Source organism: Desulfonatronum sp. SC1, from assembly GCF_003046795.1.
Lineage (GTDB): Bacteria > Desulfobacterota > Desulfovibrionia > Desulfovibrionales > Desulfonatronaceae > Desulfonatronum.
On the sequence record NZ_PZKN01000048.1, the window covers coordinates 1 to 19841 of the forward strand.

Annotated in this window: 15 protein-coding genes and 1 pseudogene; all 16 read right to left on the reverse strand. The window is 58.3% G+C overall.

Annotated features, from left to right (window positions below):
* The coding region (locus tag C6366_RS17490; protein ID WP_146164908.1) for an ABC transporter substrate-binding protein at positions 1 to 758 on the reverse strand (758 nt) is incomplete at its 3' end.
* A 289-nt stretch (positions 759 to 1047) separates the two neighbouring features.
* Positions 1048 to 1263, reverse strand: coding sequence for a hypothetical protein (locus C6366_RS17495; RefSeq protein WP_146164909.1), 216 nt, complete (start codon positions 1261 to 1263; stop codon positions 1048 to 1050).
* A 57-nt stretch (positions 1264 to 1320) separates the two neighbouring features.
* Complete coding sequence (locus C6366_RS17500) at positions 1321 to 2418, reverse strand: hypothetical protein (protein WP_107740320.1); 1098 nt, start codon at positions 2416 to 2418, stop codon at positions 1321 to 1323.
* Positions 2419 to 2508: 90 nt separating this feature from the next.
* A complete protein-coding gene (locus C6366_RS17505) occupies positions 2509 to 3483 on the reverse strand; it encodes a BMP family protein (protein ID WP_107740322.1) in 975 nt (324 codons plus the stop codon).
* A 131-nt stretch (positions 3484 to 3614) separates the two neighbouring features.
* Positions 3615 to 5033 (reverse strand): carbon starvation protein A, encoded by a 1419-nt coding sequence (locus tag C6366_RS17510; protein WP_107740324.1) that lies wholly within the window; start codon positions 5031 to 5033, stop codon positions 3615 to 3617.
* 161 nt (positions 5034 to 5194) lie between these two features.
* Positions 5195 to 6910, reverse strand: coding sequence for an amidohydrolase (locus C6366_RS17515; protein ID WP_107740326.1), 1716 nt, complete (start codon positions 6908 to 6910; stop codon positions 5195 to 5197).
* A 3-nt stretch (positions 6911 to 6913) separates the two neighbouring features.
* Positions 6914 to 8539, reverse strand: a complete 1626-nt coding sequence (locus C6366_RS17520) for an ATP-binding protein (RefSeq protein WP_107740327.1) — start codon at positions 8537 to 8539, stop codon at positions 6914 to 6916.
* An 89-nt stretch (positions 8540 to 8628) separates the two neighbouring features.
* On the reverse strand, positions 8629 to 9891 hold the full coding sequence (locus tag C6366_RS17525; protein ID WP_107740329.1) for a C45 family peptidase: 1263 nt from the start codon (positions 9889 to 9891) through the stop codon (positions 8629 to 8631).
* Positions 9892 to 10013: 122 nt separating this feature from the next.
* Positions 10014 to 11303: a serine hydrolase gene (locus tag C6366_RS17530; protein ID WP_107740331.1), complete on the reverse strand. Its 1290-nt coding sequence runs from the start codon at positions 11301 to 11303 to the stop codon at positions 10014 to 10016.
* A gap of 419 nt (positions 11304 to 11722) precedes the next feature.
* Positions 11723 to 13453, reverse strand: a complete 1731-nt coding sequence (locus C6366_RS17535; protein ID WP_107740333.1) for a uracil-xanthine permease family protein — start codon at positions 13451 to 13453, stop codon at positions 11723 to 11725.
* 33 nt (positions 13454 to 13486) lie between these two features.
* Complete coding sequence (locus tag C6366_RS17540; protein WP_107740335.1) at positions 13487 to 14233, reverse strand: M15 family metallopeptidase; 747 nt, start codon at positions 14231 to 14233, stop codon at positions 13487 to 13489.
* Between the two features lie 524 nt (positions 14234 to 14757).
* Positions 14758 to 15504 carry a cyclopropane-fatty-acyl-phospholipid synthase family protein gene (locus C6366_RS17550; protein ID WP_107740339.1) on the reverse strand — a complete coding sequence of 249 codons (747 nt, stop codon included), beginning with the start codon at positions 15502 to 15504 and terminating at the stop codon, positions 14758 to 14760.
* Between the two features lie 127 nt (positions 15505 to 15631).
* Complete coding sequence (locus tag C6366_RS17555; protein ID WP_158269850.1) at positions 15632 to 16561, reverse strand: WYL domain-containing protein; 930 nt, start codon at positions 16559 to 16561, stop codon at positions 15632 to 15634.
* A 27-nt stretch (positions 16562 to 16588) separates the two neighbouring features.
* Positions 16589 to 16675: pseudogene (locus C6366_RS20775) on the reverse strand (thioredoxin); the annotation flags it as partial.
* Between the two features lie 101 nt (positions 16676 to 16776).
* Entirely contained in the window at positions 16777 to 17259 is a 483-nt protein-coding gene (locus C6366_RS17560; protein ID WP_107740343.1) for a hypothetical protein, read from the reverse strand.
* A 605-nt stretch (positions 17260 to 17864) separates the two neighbouring features.
* Positions 17865 to 19412, reverse strand: coding sequence for an ATP-binding protein (locus tag C6366_RS17570; RefSeq protein WP_107740347.1), 1548 nt, complete (start codon positions 19410 to 19412; stop codon positions 17865 to 17867).
* Between the last annotated feature and the right edge of the window lie 429 nt (positions 19413 to 19841).

Here is a 19841-nt window from a genome sequence, read left to right on the forward strand (position 1 = left end):
AGCAGGTCAGGTGCGCCGGGGTGGACGGCGATCACCAGGGGGTCGGCAAGCAAGGGAACGGCCCGGGCCTTGTAGTCCGTTTCCGGGTTTTGATGGACCATGAGCCGGTGGACGCGGTCCGGCACGACGGCCGCGTCCACTTTCCCGGCAACCACCAGTTCCACTGCCTGTTGCCAGGTCTTGGTCGTGCGCGGGATAGCCGATGGGAAAAAGGAGAGCATCAGTTGGTCCTGGATTGACCCGCCCATGGTGGCAACGACATGGCGCGGGTCGTTCAAAAGTCCAGGCAGATCCTCGCGGCCGCCCTTGTCCGCCTCCGGCCCATCGCGAGGCCGGAGGCCGCGCAGACGGGCCTCGCTGAGCCGGTTCACGACGAGGGTGATTCCGGAAATGAAATAGGGACGGCTGAAAAGCACGGACTGAGCCCGCTCCATGGTCTTGCTCAGCTCGCTGATCCCGATATCCGCGTGACCCTCGGCCACAGCCCGGACGACCTGGCTATAGGTGTCGCCGGCCGGCACGAAAACGGCATCCAGGCCGATGCTTTGCGCAAAGCCCCGGGCCAGGTCCACGTCCGCGCCGCGCAGTTCGCTATTTTCGCGGAAGACGAAAGGCGCAATGTCCATGTCCACGACTGCCACACGCAGGGTTCCCCGGGCCCGCAATCGCTCCAGGTCCGCGGACAGGGACCAGGACGGCGAGGCCGTCGCGATACTTGCCAGCAGGAACATGACGGTGATGAAACAGCGTGGCGACACGTTCTTCTCCTACATGCCAAGAAAAGGGTTCGAGGTTTGATGCCGACCCGGCTGGTCAAGGACTGACCTTACGGTGAAAATATCGGTGATGGTTTATCTTGCCGGGAGAAATGGTTGACACGTTTTGTTGCCGAGAAAATTCGCCGCAAATGTAGGGGCGGCCCTCGCGGCCGCCCTGGGTGGGCGAGGCAACGAGGAGCAACGACGAGCGAACAACCTTATCAACATGTTGATATGAGCGAAGGGCAGGCGCAAGGCCTGCCCCTACAGGACGTGATTATGCCCACGATCATCTGGAACAAGATGCCAATGTGTCAATCAGAACTGAACCATCCCAAATATCCTCATCCCGTGTCACTTCATTCGTGCCACATGAAAATTCGGTCTCGTCCGCATTGTCCAGGCGCTGCTGGGCCTGGACTTCGCCGGGCATGACCAGCCCGGCTAGGCAGAGCAGGAATGCCAGGGCCGCTGTTCCGAAAAGCTTTGACCACATACTTTCCATGACGTTCCCCCGTGGTTGGGTGTTGATGGTGTTGCCCAGGCCGTCTTGCTCATGAAATCATAACGCTTCGCTGATGGGCATGATGCCGGACTGCCGGGCGTCGTCGATGTCGATGATCGCGTAGCCTTCCGAGGTTTCCTCATTCATGGAATCGCTGATGAGGAAGGGCAGGGCTTCCAGGAATTGGTCATTGCCCTCGGACACGGCATTCTCGAAGGACGCGGTTCCGACCATGGTGGTCTCAATGCACAGGGTTTCTTCCTGGTCCTCGTCCAGATGGACGCAAACGAACATGTGGCCCGGCACGGAGACCAGAAACGTGCTCATTTCCAGTTTGCGGAAGACCGAGGCAAAGAGCGTGCTGCCTTCGACGCAGTTGGCCTGGGCCGAGCGGACCTGCTCGCCGATCAGTCGGACGTGCTGCATGGCCACGACTCCGGATTCCCCGGAGGACCTGGTGATGTTGCTGTACTTGAACCCCCGGGCCTGGATGGCCCGGTAAACGGCCTCGATCTCCTCGACCACTTCGTCGGCGTCTTTCTGATACGCGGCAAAGGAATCCACGTATCCGGCCTTGAGGGCCTCCCCCAACAATGCGTCCACCACCGGATGGTTCTCATTGACGTAGGCGGCAAACAGCCACGACGTGTCCACGAAGTCGCCCTCGTCGTCTTCGTAGCCCAGCATGCAGTCGTTGATGGTCCGCACGGGTACGCGCTTGCTTTTTTCAGCCACGGGCTGCCCGTTGACCAGAACCCGGGCCGTGACCACCTCCGGGAAAGGCTGACGAATGGCGAGCAGGGCGTCGTAATCGAACTTCAGGACCGGGTTTACCAGGTAGGTCTCCCCTTTTTTGGGCAACACGCCCTCCCAGACGCTGGGGCCGATCAGCTTGCCGCTGGATATTTCCACGCGCACGGGGGCCTGGTCGGCCGGCGCGACGATGATCACGCCCACGAACCCCCATGGGTCGCCCAGAATGGTGGGATCGGGGTCGTCGTCATCGTCCAGCATCGTGGAGGTGGCGATGATCAGCGAGGGAAAAATGCTGTCGTCGATCCCGACCTCAATATCCCATTCCAGGTCAGCCGCGTGAACGGGCACCACGAAAACCAGGGTGAGCAGCAGGATGCAAAGCAGGCGTGACATGGGCATGATTGTTCTCCGTAAGATTGCCGGGCAGGGTCGGCAGGTTGAATGGGTTTGAAAAGGCTGGGGGGCTGATGTTCCGAATCCGGTGAGGGATTATTTGGTCGGATCAAGGACGACGATCTCACCGGAGATGATCTTCGCCTTGGCCGACGCCACGGCATCGAGCACGGCCTGGGGGATGATGTCGCGGGTGTATTGAAAATCCGAGGTGCCGACCCCGCCTTCGGCCACGCCGAAGTGCCGCTCCCCGGGCTGGAGATTCCCTTCCACCAGGCTTCGGATGGTTTCATAAACAGCGACGTCGACGCGCTTGACCATGCTGGTTAACACCGTGCCCGGCGCCAGATGGTCCTGCGCGGAATCCACCCCGATGGCATAGAAGCCGTTCTCCTGGGCAGCGAAGATGACGCCGAGGCCTGTTCCTCCACTGGCATGGTAGACGATATCAGCCCCACGTTCGTGCTGGGAGGTGGCCAATTGATTGCCCAGTGCCGGGGCGCTGAAACTGCCCGCATAGTCAACCAGTACCTGGGCATCCGCATTGACAAAAGCGACTCCCTGTTCGAATCCGCCTTGAAATTTGCGTATGATCGGGACCTCCAACCCACCGACAAAACCAACAATATTGCTCTGGGTCATCATTCCCGCGAGTACGCCCACCAGAAATGAGCCGTCATGCTCCATGAAGAGCAACGAGGTGACGTTTGGGGCAGGTACCACGCTGTCAATAATGGCAAACCTGATGTGCGGGAAATCCCGGGCAACCTGCTCCAAGGCCGGAGCAAGTTGAAACCCGTTCGCGATAACCAGGTCGTAATCCTCCAGGGCAAATGATTTCAGGTGTTCATGCAAGTGTTCATCACCTCTTGGATCGATAAACTGGAAGGAGATGCCCATATCTTCCTTGGCCTTCCGCAGTCCATGCAGTGCGGCATCATTGAATGACAAGTCGCCCAAACCTCCCGTGGAGAAGACGATTCCCACTCGCTGTTCGCCTATAGCCACACCTGTCGCCGCACCTGTCGTGGCAACAGTTATGGCTATCAACAACAGCAAAACGAAAATCATCAAACGACCTGATCTCCGAAACATACAGACCACCTTTGTGTTAGAGTTGTTGGGTCACGACGTTTTCGCGAAGTCTGCCGAAGAACATATTCTTTCCGGCGGAAAACGGTATTTCAGTTACAGCCATATCCCTAACCACGGTTCCCCTGCTGTCGGGGTTGCCGGGGCCGGCGCAGCAACGCAACCAGGGCCAGGAACGCCGCGACCAGGCCGGCCAGGTTGGAAAGGCCCGGAGGGAAATGAAAGCCGATGGGGGCCTGGAGGATGAAGGAAACGGTTACCGCGGTCATGAACAGGGCCGGGAGCGTGGCGATCCAATGGCATTTGGCCTGCTGTCGCAGAAAGATGGCCGCGGACCAGAGCACCAGCATGGCCAGGGTCTGGTTGCTCCAGCCGAAATAGCGCCAGATGATCAGGAAGTCCTGGGTGGAGACAAGAAAGGCCGCGATGAACAGCGGAACGGCCAGGGCCAGTCTTTTAGCCGCCCGGGCCTGGCTGAGGCTGAGCGTTTCCGCGATGATCAGGCGGCAGGACCGAAAGGCCGTGTCCCCGGAGGTGACGGGCAGGACGATCACGCCCAGGATAGCCAGGAACCCGCCCACCGGACCGAGCAAGGTGCGGCAGACCTGTTCCACCACCAGGGAGGGCGTGCCGCTTTGAATGACCTGAAAGAGGGCCTCGGGCCCGTAAAACAGCGTCATTCCAGCCGCGGCCCAGACCAGGGCGATGATCCCCTCGGCAATCATCGCGCCATAGAACACCAGCCGCCCGCTGGATTCGTTGCGGATGCAGCGGGCCATGAGCGGGGACTGGGTGGAATGAAACCCGCTGATGGCCCCGCAGGACAGGGTGATGAACAGCAGCGGCCAGATGGGCAGGCCTTGCGGATGCGTGTTCACGGTAATGTCCAGGTTCGGCAGAACCGGAGCCTCGCCCAGGGCCATGCCCATGAGCACACCGAGGGTCATGAACAGCAAGAGCGCGCCGAAAAAGGGGTACAAACGGCCGATGATCTTGTCGATGGGCAGGATGGTGGCCAGGAAATAATACCCGAAGATGCAGGCCACCAGGAACTGAACGTTCAGGCCGGTCAGACTGCCCAGAAGCTGGGCCGGGCTGAGGACGAAAACCACGCCCACCAGCAACAGCAGCAACAGGGAAAAGAAGCGCATCACCCAGCGGGCACGGTGCCCCAGGAACAACCCCACCACCTCCGGAATGGACGCGCCCTTGTTGCGCACCGAAAGCATCCCGCTGAGATAATCGTGCACCGCGCCCGCGAAAATCGCGCCCACGACGATCCAGACCAGGGCTATGGGGCCGTAGAGCGCCCCCAGGATCGGCCCGAAGATCGGCCCGATCCCGGCGATGTCCAAAAGTTGGATGAAAAAGACCTTCCAGGTGGGCATGGAGGCGTAGTCCACGCCGTCGGCCATGGTGGAACAGGGAGTCGGACGACTGGAGTCCGGGCCGAAAACGCGCTCCACCACCTTTCCGTAGGTGAGGTAGCCCAGAACGAGCAGGCCGATGCACAAAAGCAAGGTTGTCATTTCAGTTGCCTCTTTCCCATATGTTCAATGCACGCATGTCGAGCACTCCAGCGAAACTTCTCTTTTCATCGTCTGACCAAGATGGTTAACCACGGGGCACACGGGGAGAAATAAATGATTTTACGGAACATGTTCCCCCGTGCCCCTCGTGATCCCCGTGGTTACGAATCCGCGATGAGCATGTGGTGGATGATTTTGCCCTGAAACATGGTCAGGGTGACCCTGGCCTGGGAGATTTCGTCGGCCGGAACCTTGAGGATGTCGCGGTCCAGGACAATGAGATCGGCGGATTTGCCGACCGTGATGGACCCGGTGACGGTTTCCTGAAAGTCGGCATAGGCGCCGCCCAGGGTGTGGGCGTGGAGCATGGCGGCGAGACTGACGCACTGGGCCGGGTTGTAGGACTGGGCCGGGACCGGGCCCTGATCAGGAATCAGTCCGCGGCGGGTGACGCCGATCTGGATGGATTCCAGGGGATTGAAGGTGTTCAGTTCCCCGCTGAATGGCCAGTCCGTGCCGCAGGTCAGGACCGCGCCGCTATTCAGGAGGTCCATGACCGGGTACAGGCTCCAGGCCCGCTGCTCCCCTAATGAAACCAGGGTTGTCCGGGCAAAATGCTTTTCCTCGCAAAACCAGATCGGCTGGAGGTTGGCGATGACTCCCAGGGCCTGGAAGCGGGGAATGTCCCGGGGATGGATCAGGTCGGCATGGGCGATCATGTGCCTAGTGCCGGGACGGGTGCCAGGACGTGCGCCCGGAAGTGTTTTTGGGCGGCCGTTTTCACGCTGGGCCTGCTCTACTGCATCCAGAGCCAGGCGAACGCCCTGATCGCCCACGGCGTGAAAATGGATCTGGAAGCCGTGGGCGTCCAGGGCCGTGACAATCCGTTGCAGCTCGTCCACGGGCCACAGGCATTCGCCCCGGTAGCCCGGCATGTCCGCGTAGGGTTCCAGGAGCAGCGCGGTGCGGCCTTCGATCACCCCGTCCACGAAAATTTTGGCCGTGCGCGGCGTGAGCAACGCGGATTGAAAGGACTCCCGGAGATGGAGCAGGTGATCAATCTGGGCCAGGCCTTTTTCCGGTTCGCAGAGCAGGGAGGCCTGCACCCGCATGTGCAGGTCGCCGTCGCGCTCCAGGGCCTGATAGGCCAACAGCTCTTCTTCATGGGCCATGGCCTCGTGGACCGAGACAATGCCCATATCGGCGGCCCGCTGCAAAAAGGCCCACCCGGCCATGACCCGATCCCGCAAGGTCGGGGCAGGCAGGCGCGACTCCACCAGATCCATGGCCGTCCACTCCCGGAGAATCCCGGTTGCGTCACCGCTGTGCGCATCCCGTTCGATGATCCCTCCCGGCGGGTTGGGCGTGTCCCTGGTGATCCCGGCCAGCTCCAGGGCCCTGGTGTTCACCCAGGCGTTGTGGCCGTCAATGGATTTGAGCAGCACCGGTCGGTCCGGAACAATGGCGTCCAGATGCTCGCGGAGCGGGGCAAGGTCCGGCAGCCAGCCCCCGCCCCGGATGAAGTTCTGGTCCTGGTTGGCCCGGGCATAGCTCGCGATATGGGCCAGGCAGGCATCCCGCTCCACCAGACCGGTCAGATTGCACTCCACCAGATTCATGCCGCCGAGGATGGGATGGATATGGGCGTCCCGAAAGCCCGGCAGGATCAGGCCGCCCGCAACGTCAACAACCTCCGTGTTCGGCCCGATCCAGGCCCGAATCTCCCGGGCCGTGTCAATGGCCGCTATTCTGCCCTGGCGCACGGCCACGGCGTTGGAACATGCATCCGGCGCGACCGGTCCGCCCTTCGCTACTCCTGGCCCGGCAACACGCCCCGCCAACAGGACGCTGTCCGCATAGGGTTGTCGGTGGTTCATGGCCTAGAGATTCTCATTGGGGTCTAGGCGTCTGATGTAGGCCAGCAGATCCCGGGCCAGGTCCGAAAAGACCTGGACCTTGTCGTAGTCAAAAGGGATGTTGTTCAGATACTGCAGGATCAGGGCGTCTCCCCGTCCGGCTTCGGGTTGGATGCCGGAGAAGAAGAAGCCGAGTTTTTCCAGTTCCGCGGTGACGAAACAGGTTGTGGGGTCATCCAGGGGCAAAAAGAGATCAATGGCCGCCACCTGCTTCAGGCACAGCTCGCGCAGGATGCGCCGCACCTCGCGAACACTGTCCGAGCCGTAGCCGTGGACCTTGATCATGGCGCAGTTTTCCAGGGGGTATACCTTGGTATCGATACGCGAGGCCTGGGCCGCGAGAGACGGCGGTTTTTGCGGCGGCGATGCCAGGACATGGGGGGCGCCGATATTTTCGAGAATGCGCCCGATCATCTCCCGGTGGTGCAAAGGGGCGAAAATCCGGCGCGGGCTGGGCTGTTCGAGGTAGACAAAGCTCAAGACCACGCTGATCCGCTGGGTGCCGGGCTCGTCAATGCCCTTGAATTTCCAGGTGGTCGGACTGGTGGCCAGGAGAATGCCGCAGTCCCGGAAGCCCAGCTTGATCACGCCGCGCTGGGTAAAGACATGATTGGCCACGGAGTAGGAGTACACCCCGGCCAGGGGGCGCATGGCCGGGGTCGTCAGCAGGAACCGGGCCAGTCGGCCCATGCAGCCCTGGTTGCGGAAGGCCTGGTTCACGAAAACAAAGGTGTACTCCGCGGTCCTGGCTGCGGCATCCTCAAAAACCAGCGCGGCATGGCCCATGAACTCCTTGTCCTCGGTCACGGCCACGGCGGAGATCATCTCTTCGGCCGCGTTCATTTCCGCCAGACGCTCCGGATAATAAATGACCTCGTTGAAAAACGTATAGCCATGATTCTTGTACGCGCTGCGGGAGACCTCGATGGCCTCGTCCGCGGTCATCCGGCGCACGGTGTAGTCAATACGCGGAGGAGGAGTCTGAATCGCCTGGGGCGTGTTCGGGGGCATATCCTTGGGCGTATCCGGGGGCGAATCCGGGGGTGTATTCGGGGGTGTATTCGGGGCAGGTGCGCTGCCGGCCGACCGCGGGTCAAGGGCGCTTTCCACGGGCTCCTCGTCCTGTACCTGGGCCTCGAAGCCCGGATGGACGCTTTTTCCGGGCAGGTATTTCACCAGGCGGGTTTCCTTGCCGTCCGTCCCCAGGTTGTGGAAGGCGACCTCGTCCATGGTTTGCCGCATCAATGCCATGCCCATGCCCCTGGCCGAGACATGCTCCATATCCTCGCCCTGCTCGAAAACAGGGGCCTTGCCCGGATCAAAGGGGATGCCCTTTTCCCGGATGATGATCCGCAGACCCAGGGTGACCTGCTCGCAGACAATATCAAAGGCGCTCGGTTCGTCGTCTTCCAGAAAGGCATGCTGCACAACGTTGGACACCGCTTCCTCCACCGCGAGTTCAATCCGGGAAATATCATCCCCGGCAAAGCCGACGAGTACGGCCGCCTCGCGCACATATGCCAAGACAAGGGGTAGGGCCGCCATATCGCAAGGGGCGGTGAGCTTGAAGGAAAGGGAATGGTTGCGCATCAATCAACTCCTGTGTCTGTTCCCAAGAAAACCGGTGAAAGATTACCTGGTCGGATCAATGACGACGATCTCACTTCTCAGCACAATCCTCATTGCCTGCCGTCGAAATACCCGGCCAGGGGCACCCGTTCCCAGTCCGCGTAGTCGCATCCTCGCAACCAGATCGTTCGTTCGGCGGGAACGGCCACGACCTGCACCACCGTGCCGGGATGGTAGGCGCCGCCCTCTTCCATGGGGACTTCCAGAAAGTCCATCATGGCCTCGGGCGTGAACAATCCCTTGTACGCCGGGGACTGGGCCAGCCGGAGCATGTTGTCGTAGCGTGGGTCAATGGAGGAGGGTTTCGGCGGAGCGACCCTGCCCCGCCAGTGCGCCGGATACGGGGGGACAAAACTGTTGTAGGCGACGATCAGGCCGCGATCGTCCGCCGGGCGGACCCTGGCGTCGAACGTGGGGCGCTCCAGGGAGACGGCATGGGTCGGGTCCGCGATCTGCAGAATGTAGGACAAGTCGGCGGGAATGCGCTTGAGCATGTTCACGGCCTGCCGCACGTTGTCGCTGTGATTGAGCACCGTGAACAAAACCGAACTCGTGTCCTCGCGCTCGTCATGCTCCGTGGGGTCGGAATACTCGCCGTTGTTCAGCTCGATGAACAGGCCCCGGCTGTTCATCCCTGTTTCCAGGTAAACATTGCCCAGGGGGTGGATATTGGCCAGGGCATTGCCTTCCAGCGGATGCAACACGACCACGGCCAGATAGCGCATGTACCGGCTCATGGCCTTTCGGTCGATGTCCCAGTTGCGGCCGAAGATCAGGGTTCCGTCCTTGGTGTAGCCGTCCCAGACGCCAATGCCGCTGCATGCGCTGGGCGGCTCTCCGCCCAGGATCGCGTTGCTCAGCAACAGCATGCCGGCATTGAGGACCAGTGTTTCATCAAAAGTCAGTCCGGAGGTCTGGCTGATGCCGAGAAGCAGCTCCCGCAACTGCGAGGACAGTCGGCTGCTGAATTTGGCCGCCGTGCTCTTCTGTTCTTCCTCGGATATGCCCCGGGCAATTATATCCCGCGTTATTTCGGAATGAAACCGACGCAGTTCCGGCCCCATCAATCCTCCATACTGGCGCCCCATCTCCAGCCAGGAGCCCGCCAGATCCAGGACCCAGTACGTTCCGGAAACAGTTCGAACGGCACGGCCGTTTTCAAAAGACCGGGACGAGGCTCCCTGCCCGTCGCCCCCGCCCCCGCCACAGGCCGGCACAAGAAGCAGCGCGATGAGCGCGACAAGGAAGACATACCGCTTGACGGCCGGAACCATCTCGAGTGAAGAATACAGATCATCGCGTGTTGGCTGCATAACCTTCTCCTGGTTGCATTGGGTTGAACGGCGGCGTTGCGTGACCAAGCCGCTCCAGCGGAAACACAAACCCCGCCACTACGGAATGCTTTGCCTTTCGCGTTGTCGCAAGCGGAACATCCTCATCCACCCGGACATGCGGCCCCTTGCGGCCTGCCGGGATATCCCAGGGCCGCGCGGGCGTCCCAGCCGACGCAGAGCATGGACTGGTAGCATTTCATGAAGGATTCCCAACCGGAAGAGAAGTCCCATAACGGCAGGAGGACGATCACGGAAACATCTACGGACGGATCGTAGGCCATCAGGGACAGATATCCGTGGGTCGCGCCGGTATGTCCATACCCGAGGTTGTCCGTGTGTTGGGTTCCCAGGGCATACCTGGGCTGGGCCGCGGAAGCGTCGGTCATCATCTTCGTCACGTTTTCCGCGGTGAGGATGTTTTGCCCTTTGAGCAGGGTGCGCAGGTAGGCGTTCAGGTGGGTCATGGTTCCGTACCCGTTGCCTTCGGCCACATTGGCGCTCATGTTGTCCGCGCACATCTCGATCACCTCGCCCTCCGGAGCATGGACCGTCCCGCAGACCGAGGGCGTTGGCAGGCGTTTGTCCGCGGCCAGGTAGGGAAAATGCAGGTTCAGCGGAACGGGGGTCGTGGGACCGTGGACGTGGTCGCGCAGATAGTCCGTGTAGGTCTTGAGGCCGCCGCTGCGATGCGTGTACACCCGGGCGATGATTTCGCCCAGGATCGTGTAGCCGGTGTTGCTGTACTTGTAATTGGCCGTGCCCGGCGGAAAAGAGGAGAGGTTGTGGATGACGTTTTGCTCCACGAGTTCGGTGGAGGTAAACTGATGGTCGGGGTTTTGCTCCTCCATCCATCCCACATACGGCAACCCGTCGCATCCCGGGACCGGATCGTTGGCCACGTCGTACACCCCGGCGTTATGGTGCAGGAGTTGGCGGATCGTGACGCGGTTCTTGTAGGGAATGTTCCAGGAAGGGTCTTCCGGCACGTAGGCCATGTCGCCGCCGGGTATGCGGTCCACGATTCGATCCGTATAGTTGAGCCAGCCGTCCTGGTGCATCTTCAAGATCGCGGCCGCGGTAAAATTCTTGGTGTTGCTGGCAAAGCGAAAATATGTATCCGGCGAGACACGCCGCGATCCGGGGGCCGACGAACCGCTGAAGAAGACGCCCTCCGGGGTCTGGATCAGAACGCTCAGAGAGGGAACCGTTTTGCCCAGGGCGTTTTCCAGGGACGTTCGGACACCGGCAACGGCCTGGTCCATCTCTGGATTCGATACATACGGGGATTCGCCGTCGCCGCCGCCGCACCCGGACAAGGCCAGGATAGCAAACAGCAGCGCCCACAAGGGGATGAAACAACGTTTGGCCTGCATACCAACATGGGGCATCATCTTGGCGTCTCCTTGGTTGATGGGTGAAAGGCGATGATCGTTTAATGATCACTAATCGTGCCATGCGAAAAAACATTTAATTTCAAAGTATTGAAATTAAGCACCATAAGGAAGTAGCCACGCTGTTTGCGCCAGGTTCGTTGGCGGCGCCAACATATCCGTCGGAAGCTGCCGGCTTGCTTCTTTCTGGATTAACAATAATCCATCTCAGATCGCACGAACAGGGGGGAGGGCGCTGCGATGCCATGCGGCTCGGGATTGCGGGCCTTGTCGCTTCCAGGTGTCTACGGCCACGGACCACGGACGGTTGCCGCTTTTCCACTCTTTCAGCCTCCACAGGAGGCCCGCCATGCAACGCGGAGACGAAATATCACCGATGAGTGGATTTTGCTGAGAACAGGTTTGCCCCGGTCCCTGGATCAATCATCGATGAAGAACGTGATGTAGGTGTTTCCCGAGAGATTGTAGTGCAGGACGTCGCGGGCCGTCTTGGCCAGCAGGAACAGGCCCAGCCGCGACAGTTCCGCTTCGTTGGCGCAGGAGGGGTGGACGGGTGGCGGGCAATGGTCCACGTCTTCGACACGTGAACCGCAGATGATTTCCACGAACATTCCGTCTTCCCTGCGCTGAATGTCGAACAGGCAGGTCTCGTCCCCGTCGGCGACGTGCTCGCAGAGATGACCGAACGTCTCCTCGCAGGCCAGGCGCAGGCGATGGAAGCTTCCGTCGCTCATCCTGAATTCGTGTCGAACATCCTCCAGCGTGGCCAGCAGGCTGGGCATTTCCTCCGACCGCGGCGCAAGCCGGAAGGTCTTGCGGGGCTTGGGAAAGAGGACCAGCAACAGACTCATGAACATGGCCACGAACCCACCCATGGCCACGCCGTTTTGGAGCATCGGGGCCAGGGCCACGGGCATCACGTCGGGAAAGAAGCTGCGGGTTTCGGCCACGAGCCCGGTGCACAAAGACAACCCCAGGATCAGGCCGATCTGAAAATCCAGCCCGGAACTGATGATCAGACCGATGCCCGCCGCAAAAAGCATTCCGCAGATGACCACGAGCATTCCACCGATGACCGGGGCGGGCAGGTCCAGCAGAAAACCGGAAATCTTAGGCAAAAAGGCCAGGGCGAAGAGGATGGCCGCGCCCATCAGGCCGACGCGGCGGGACGCCACCCGGGTCATTTTCAGCAGCGGCAGGTTGTCGCAGAACGTGGCCACCGGCGCGGCTCCGCTTAACCCGGCCAGAGCCTTGGCCGCGGCGTCGCCGTACAGCCCGCCCTGGACCTGCTGGTAGTCCACCTTGCGAAACCGGCGGAGCGAAAACTGCTGCACGAGCATGATGTTCCCGGTGCCTTCCATGGCACTGACCAGCGCGGCCATGACAAATGCGGCCAGCAGGGGCACATGGGTCAGTCCCAGGTTGAGTTCAAGCCCGGGCCAGGCCCATCTGGGCAGCCCGATCCAGGGCGCGGAGACGACCTGGTCGAGTTGGAGAATCCCGAAAAACCAGGCCGCCGCGCATCCCGCGCCCAGGCCCAGCAGCGGAGTCCAGAGCCGCAGCGTGGTGGTGCCGAACAGCATCAGCAGCACCAGGACGGCCATGGTGATCACGCCCACGACATAGTTGGGATACGAACCGAATCCGGGTCGATCTGGAAAGCCGCCCTGCCACAGCTCAATGGCGATGGGCATCAGGCTCAGCGCCACGAGGATGATCATGATCCCGCCGATTTGCGGGGTGACGATATGGCGTAAAAACCGCAGGAAGTAGGAGTAGAAAAAGACCACCGGCGCGCTGAGCAGGGTCATGGTGGCCATCAGCTCCAGCCCGCCCATGCGGATCGCGCTCAGGGTGCAGGCCAGAAAAGCGGAATAGGAGCCCATGAAGAGCACGAACCCGCAGCCGATGCGCCCCACCCGCAGGGTCTGGATCAAGGTGCCCAGGGCCGCGACCAGGATCGTGGCAAAGGTGACGAAGGCGACCTGTTCGGGCGGTGTGTGGGTGGCCTTGCCGATCATGATCGGCAAGAAGATGATCCCGTCGAAAATCAGGGAAACATGGGTCAAACCCAAAAGCAGCGACAGCCCCCAGCCCGGCTTGTCGTCCACGGCATGCAGGATGCGATCGGAATCAGCGCGCGGGGGCATGGGTGGCTATCTTTTTAAAAATATGGAGACCGCCTATTCCACCACAAAGTCGAAATAGGTGTCCGGGAACGGTTCGTCGGCCAAAGTGAAGTGCCACCATTCCTTGTCGTAGTACTTGAAGCCGTGTTTTTCCATGAGGGTCTTGAGCAGCAGCCGGTTCAGGCGTTGTTGGGCGTTCAGGTTGGGATTCTCCGGGTGGGAGAGTTCATGGAAGCAGTCAAACCCCGTGCCCATGTCGATACTGTTGTCCGGAAAGCGCTGGTCCGCGGGCAGGAAGCATTCCTGCTGCTCCGTCTTGCCCAGAATGAATTCGGGCTGGTCCGCGGGCGGCAGTTCCACGATGGTCAGGTCCACGGTGCTGCCCCGGCTGTGTCCTGATTTTTCGGCAATGTAGCCGTCCCGGAAGAGGTTTCTTTTGTCCACGGTCGGATAGAATTCCGTCCTGGTGGCCGTGTCGTCCACGTCCCTGGCCCAGCGGACAAAATGGTCCACCGCCCGCTGGGGCCGGAAGCAGTCGTAGATCTTGATCCCAAAGCCGAACGGCGCGAGGTCCGCCCGCACTCCGGCCAAGGCCTGGGCCGCCTCCCTGGTCAGATAGCACTTGGGAGCCTCGTAGCCGTCCACCCGAGCGCCGACAAAATTGTGCTCGGTGAAATACCGGATATCCATGATCGCATCCGGAATCACCTCCCTGATTTCCACAAAGGCGTCCGGTCGCTCCGAAGCCTGGACCCAACCCGACACAACGACGGCAAGCAGCAGCAAGATCATTTTTTTCATGACGTTCTCCGGTGATACGCTGTTATCTGAGTGTAGAAAAAGTCATTTTCCGGCAGTTCGTTCAAAAACCCCAAGTGCAAGGAGCAAAAAAAGTTCAAGGTCGAAGCGTATTTATTGATACGGGAGAGTTTGAATTTTTTGCGGCGACGCAGCAATTGGGGATTTTTCAACGGACTGTTATGACATTTTTGAATTACCATGAGGATCGCCCTTTCAGGGCTATCCTTGTTGGAACATCTCCGTCGGGAGCATTACGCATTTTTGATCAGCCTCACCCTTTTAGGCCGCCCCTTCAGGGCTGGAAAAATATCTCATTGATATCCCAGGGCGTTGCCCTGGGCTGTAGTTGTTTCGCCCTTTCAGGGCTTGATTTCAGCCCCAAAGGGGCGACATGTTATAGCCCAGGGCAGCGCCCTGGGAGAACGATGGAAAAGCAGACGAGCCCTGTAAGAGCGACCTACCTCAGCTCCCTCTCCGTCCCGGGGCGTTGCCCCGGGCTATCGTATCCCCTCATCAGCGCGGCATTACCGCGGCATCAGGGCGAACACACCCCAACCCAGGTATTCGCGCGTGTAAGCGGCATAGCGCTCGGGTTCCGAGGTCAGTTGGGCGCGAACCTCCTCGGCTGACTCGTCGCCGGGATTGGCTTCGAGCCAGCGGCGCATGGTGAGCCACTTGGCCGCCTCGTATCTGTCCCAGCCGTCCTGGTCGGCCAGAACCATTTCAACGACGTCGTAGCCAAGGCGGCCGAAAGACGCGAGAAGTTCCGGGAGCAAGAGAAAGTCGGAGATTGAGTTGGCAAGACACCCCTTGGCAACGTCTTCCGTCGGCGGCAACCGCCGCCAGTAGGGCTCGCCGATGAGGATGATCCCTCCGGGGCGCAGGCTCCGCGCCAGAAGCTCGATAGTGCCGGCAATTCCCCCGGCGATCCAAGTGGCGCCGACACAGGCTGCCACACTGGCCTTCTCGCCGGAGACATAACCGGCGGCATCGCCATGGATGAACCTGACTTGATCCGCGACGCCGAGTTCTTCAGCACGGAGTTTCGCTTGCTCGGTGAACAACCGGCTCATGTCGATGCCGGTGCCGGTGATGCCGTGATCGCGTGCCCAGGTGCACAACATCTCCCCCGAACCGCTGCCGAGGTCGAGCACCCGGGCCCCCGACTCCAGACGCAGCGCCGCGCCGAGAGTGGCGAGCTTTTCGGGTGTGATCGGGTTGTGGATGCGGTGAGCACTTTCGGTGATATTGAATAGTCGTGGGATGTCCATTGTGGGAAATTGCCTTACGAGTGTGAATAGGTTCTGTCAGATTGTAACGCTTGGCGTAGCCGACATCAAAAGCAGAGCGACGAAGGAGCATCGCTTTTTGATGTCCGAGTTAACGCGCATGTTATGCCTATAATACCTTTAATCCTTTCATGCGTTTTAACGCGAAAGTACGCTCAGTATTTCTTAACTCACAGTAACCTCTTACGCAGAGGGTTGACCCTGAATCACGATGATGCTTGACGTCTATCAGCATTGCTGGATGCAATGTCCGTTGTTTAAAACATTTATCAGTAGGCTTTCTATACTCGAACTTAATCCTTTTTCCATCATTAATAGCATAACGGATATCTTGCACTCGTTTTGAGAAAGCGGTTTCGTTATGGCTAAACTCTCCGGAAAATTCTTTCCCTCCATGTTCATCTGAATGGCAAGTTTCACAGAGTAATTCCAGGTTGGACAACTCGTTGCTACCACCTTTAGATAGTGGTTTTATGTGATGAACATGGAGGCGTGAGGCACTCCCGCAATTGCTGCAATGATTCCCTTTCGTGCTGACAAGCAATCCCCTCCTTTCATCCCAATCAGGAGGGTAAGAGAGAAAGAAATCGTATATAGAAAAGAGCTTTTGTTTTGTACGGGTCAATTGCGAGGACAAACCCTCTATATCTGATCTTATTTGAGAAATCGAATCATGTAACTCTTTGACCTCTGACAGTGGTTTAGAAAATAGCGATTTCACTTTAAAAGCGATACTATTTCTCTTTTCAATCTCTTGTTGAATATGATTAATTTCCCGCTGTTTGCCAATAATTTTGGCCTCTATCTCCTCTTTACGATCTTGAAGGGACTTTAAGCATGATTCATGAACGATTCTTCCGTTTGAAAGATGGACTCCTTTAGAAGCATTACCTTGACATAAAGAGCACAAATCACTGCTACCTGCGGTTCCAGAAATGAACTGTCCACATGAACCACATTTCGCCCTTTGGTTAATTCTGTCTAAAGGTATCCGGTTCTTCGTTCCACAGAATTTGCAGGTAATAATTGTTGATGGCATTTCACCAGAAATGAACTGTCCACATGAACCACATTTCGCTCTTTGGCCAATCCGGTCTAATGGTATCCGGTTCTTTGTTCCACAGAATTTGCAAGTGATAATTGTTGACGACATTTCTCAATTTTTATCTGGCATAACGGCAGCCATATGGGGCGCGAGGAACGAGCGTCCCACGCGACAGAAGAAACCAAAATACAATGGCATTGTTAGTAGGCTTAATTGATTGCGAAATCCCCATCATCACGAACCATTTGTAACAATCGCTCTTCTGTTGCCTCATCAAGCACCAAGTGTGGCTTGATACTTTTTCCCGCCACGAAGTCATCAATGGCCGCGATCAATGCCCCAGAACAACCAACTCTTGAGAGCGACTGAATAATCTCTTGTTTTTGGACAAGACTGGTACACCCTTCAAAGTGCCACCCATCAGAGAGCGGATATGGTTGTTCCATCCATTCAAAATTTTTAGAAATGTAGGAGTTCCCGTCTTTGCGACGAGAACCCACGCTTAACGCGTTGTACACCTTATCGGATTGTCCCGCTGCTATTTTGCAGATGATATACGCCAGTCGTGTTATTTGGGTATTCCGCGCTGGCTCTCCGTCAAGAAGCCCCTGATGCTTGTCAGGCGGTGCAGAATTTTCCCAGCGAGCCATCAAACCGAGATACAGATACTCGACGGTATTTTTTATGCCCATTGCTCTCTCCTAATATGCCTAACGCCCGGTTCACCGAGCAAGTTTTTCTTGAAGTCAGCTTTATACTGAGCCGTGAGTTCACCAAAAATATGGGAGCATAAAGCCGACCTCAGAGGAAATGGTGGATGCAACCATGATCAATTTTGATGATTGGATGCAGGCCTTGAAGGCCATTGTCCATTTGATCGTTATCACGCATATCGCGAAGCCCTCGTCAAATTCCGATACTGGGTTCGGGGAGCATTCGGCGTTTGCCCCCGCAAAGCCATTTCCAGCCAAACGACATGAAAATACTTTTTTTTGCCACCCGCTTCGCTAGACCATGCAGGACGAACAAGGCAGACGGAAGAATGCTTCAGCCCACTGACAAAAAATAATGGGCTAAAACAACTGCCTGCGCCTGCGGCGCAAAGTGTTTTTCGTCAGCCAAGTCGGCTGGAGAAAAGTCCTTCTTTGTCTGCCTTTTCCGTCTGTGGCCAAAACTCTGAAAAGAGGACAACCCCTAATGCTTCTCTGGCTTCGGGAAACCGATCAAATAGCAGACGTTGGACCATTAAATGACATTCTCAATGGAAGCAATCGTATCCGGCATCCTTCTCTCCCCTTCACCCCCGCTCCCACTCAAACCCCACGATATTGCGTTCCTCGCGCTCGAACTCCACGCCGATCAGGTAGACGGCTTCGGATTCGGCCCGGTATTTGTCCGCGTAGCCCTTGCGCTTGATCTGTTCCAGGGCGCTGCCCGGGGTCTGGTCCAGGTCTACGACTTTGAATTCAAAGATGTAGGCCCGGTTCTCGAAGAGCACGGTCATGTCGATGCGCCCGTGGTTGGTGGACTCCTCGGATCGGGTGTCCAGGCCCAGACCGGCGAAGTAGCAGTAGAACACCGAGCAGTAGAAGCCCTCGTAGGCGGACAGGTTGTTTGCGCGGTACCAGTCGTGGGGGATGGAGGCGAACACGGAGTGGAAAACCGCCCGGAGATCGTCCACTTGGCCGTGGCGCAGGGCGTTGACCACGGTGCGCAGGGATTTCTTCATTTCCACCGGCTGCTGGGTGAAGAAGTTCAGCAGATACTCGGTGAAACTTTTTTTGACCTCGTGGTTGGGATAGTTCAGGCGGTACAGAACCTCGCCGGGCAGGATTTCCTCCTGGCCGGTGATGGTCAGATAACCGGCCTGGAACAGCAGGGTTTCGGGAAAAATGGACTCCACGTCAAAACTGCCCAGCAGCTCGGGACCGATCTCGATCCGCTCAATGGCCGGGATGACGTAGCGCTTGGCAGTGAGTAGGCGGATCAGGAATTCCGGGGTTGCCGTCTCGAACCAGTAGTTCCGGAACAGGCCTTCTTGCAGGTAACTGAGCAGGCTGTAAGGGTTGTACACCTTCTCCCCCAGCCAGGAATACCCGTTGTACCAACGCCGGATTTCATCAAGGTTCTTGCCCTGCAAGTGTTCGGAGAAGGTGGCGGTCAGTTCCGTTTCGGTCCAGCCGCAGATCGAGGCAAAGCGGGGAGAGAGGGTAATGTCCGTGAGGTTGTTCAGCCCGGAAAACAGGCTGACCTTGGAGAATTTGGACACGCCGGTCAGGAAGACGAACTGGAGATGGGCGTCGTTGTCCTTGATCACGGAGTAGAAGTTTTTCAGGCCGTTCCGGATCAGGACAGCCTGTTCCGGCTGGGTGATGTTGTCCAGGATGGGCTTGTCGTACTCGTCCACCAGGATGACCGCCGGGCTGCCGAATTTCTCCGCGGCCCGGCGAATCAGATCCTCAAAGCAGTCAATGACATCGTCGGGTTGTCGGCACTGGATGCCCAGCTCGTCTTGATTGTTGCGCAAAATGGTGATGATCCGCTGATCCAGTTCCTCGCGGCTGCGCAACACGCCGCTGCCAAAAGAAATCCGGATCACCGGATGCCGCGTGTCCCAGTCCCAATGGTCTTCCAGCCACAAGCCGCGAAACAGCTCCCGGTTGCCCTCGAAAGCCTCCTTGAGGGTGTCCAGGAACAGGGACTTGCCGAAGCGCCGGGGGCGGGAGAGGAAATAATAGGTGCCGGACTCAACAAGCTCATGGACGAATCTGGATTTGTCCACATAGGCGTAACCTTCGGGAATGATTTTACTCAGTGTCGCAATGCCAAGGGGCAGTTTTTTCATGACGCGCCTCGCAAATGGTGGGATGGTACTGAAAAATCTTCATGCCGTTCACCCAAACGTGTATTCGGTCTTCTCGCCTTGTTCCAACTCGTCCAGGCCGGTCATTAATTCCTTGATCAGCGAATAGGGAAGATCCGGATTCTGTTCAACCTGTTTGCCGATTTGCGCTCAGTGTTCAATCTGGCCCGTCAGGGAACGATGATCAACACGCCCGAACATTTTTGCCTGGGAAGCAAGTTCTTCTGATATGCGTACAGCGGTCGCCATGGCTGCACTCCCCTGGTTGTTTTGAACAAAAAAACCACTAGTGTCCCAACGTTTTTCATTAATCAATGCTTAAGACTCTGTAAAATATGACTTTTTATTCTTTTTTGGCTGTTACCGATTTGAACATCCAGCAGCTAGTACCTTATACCTCTTGCAACATTT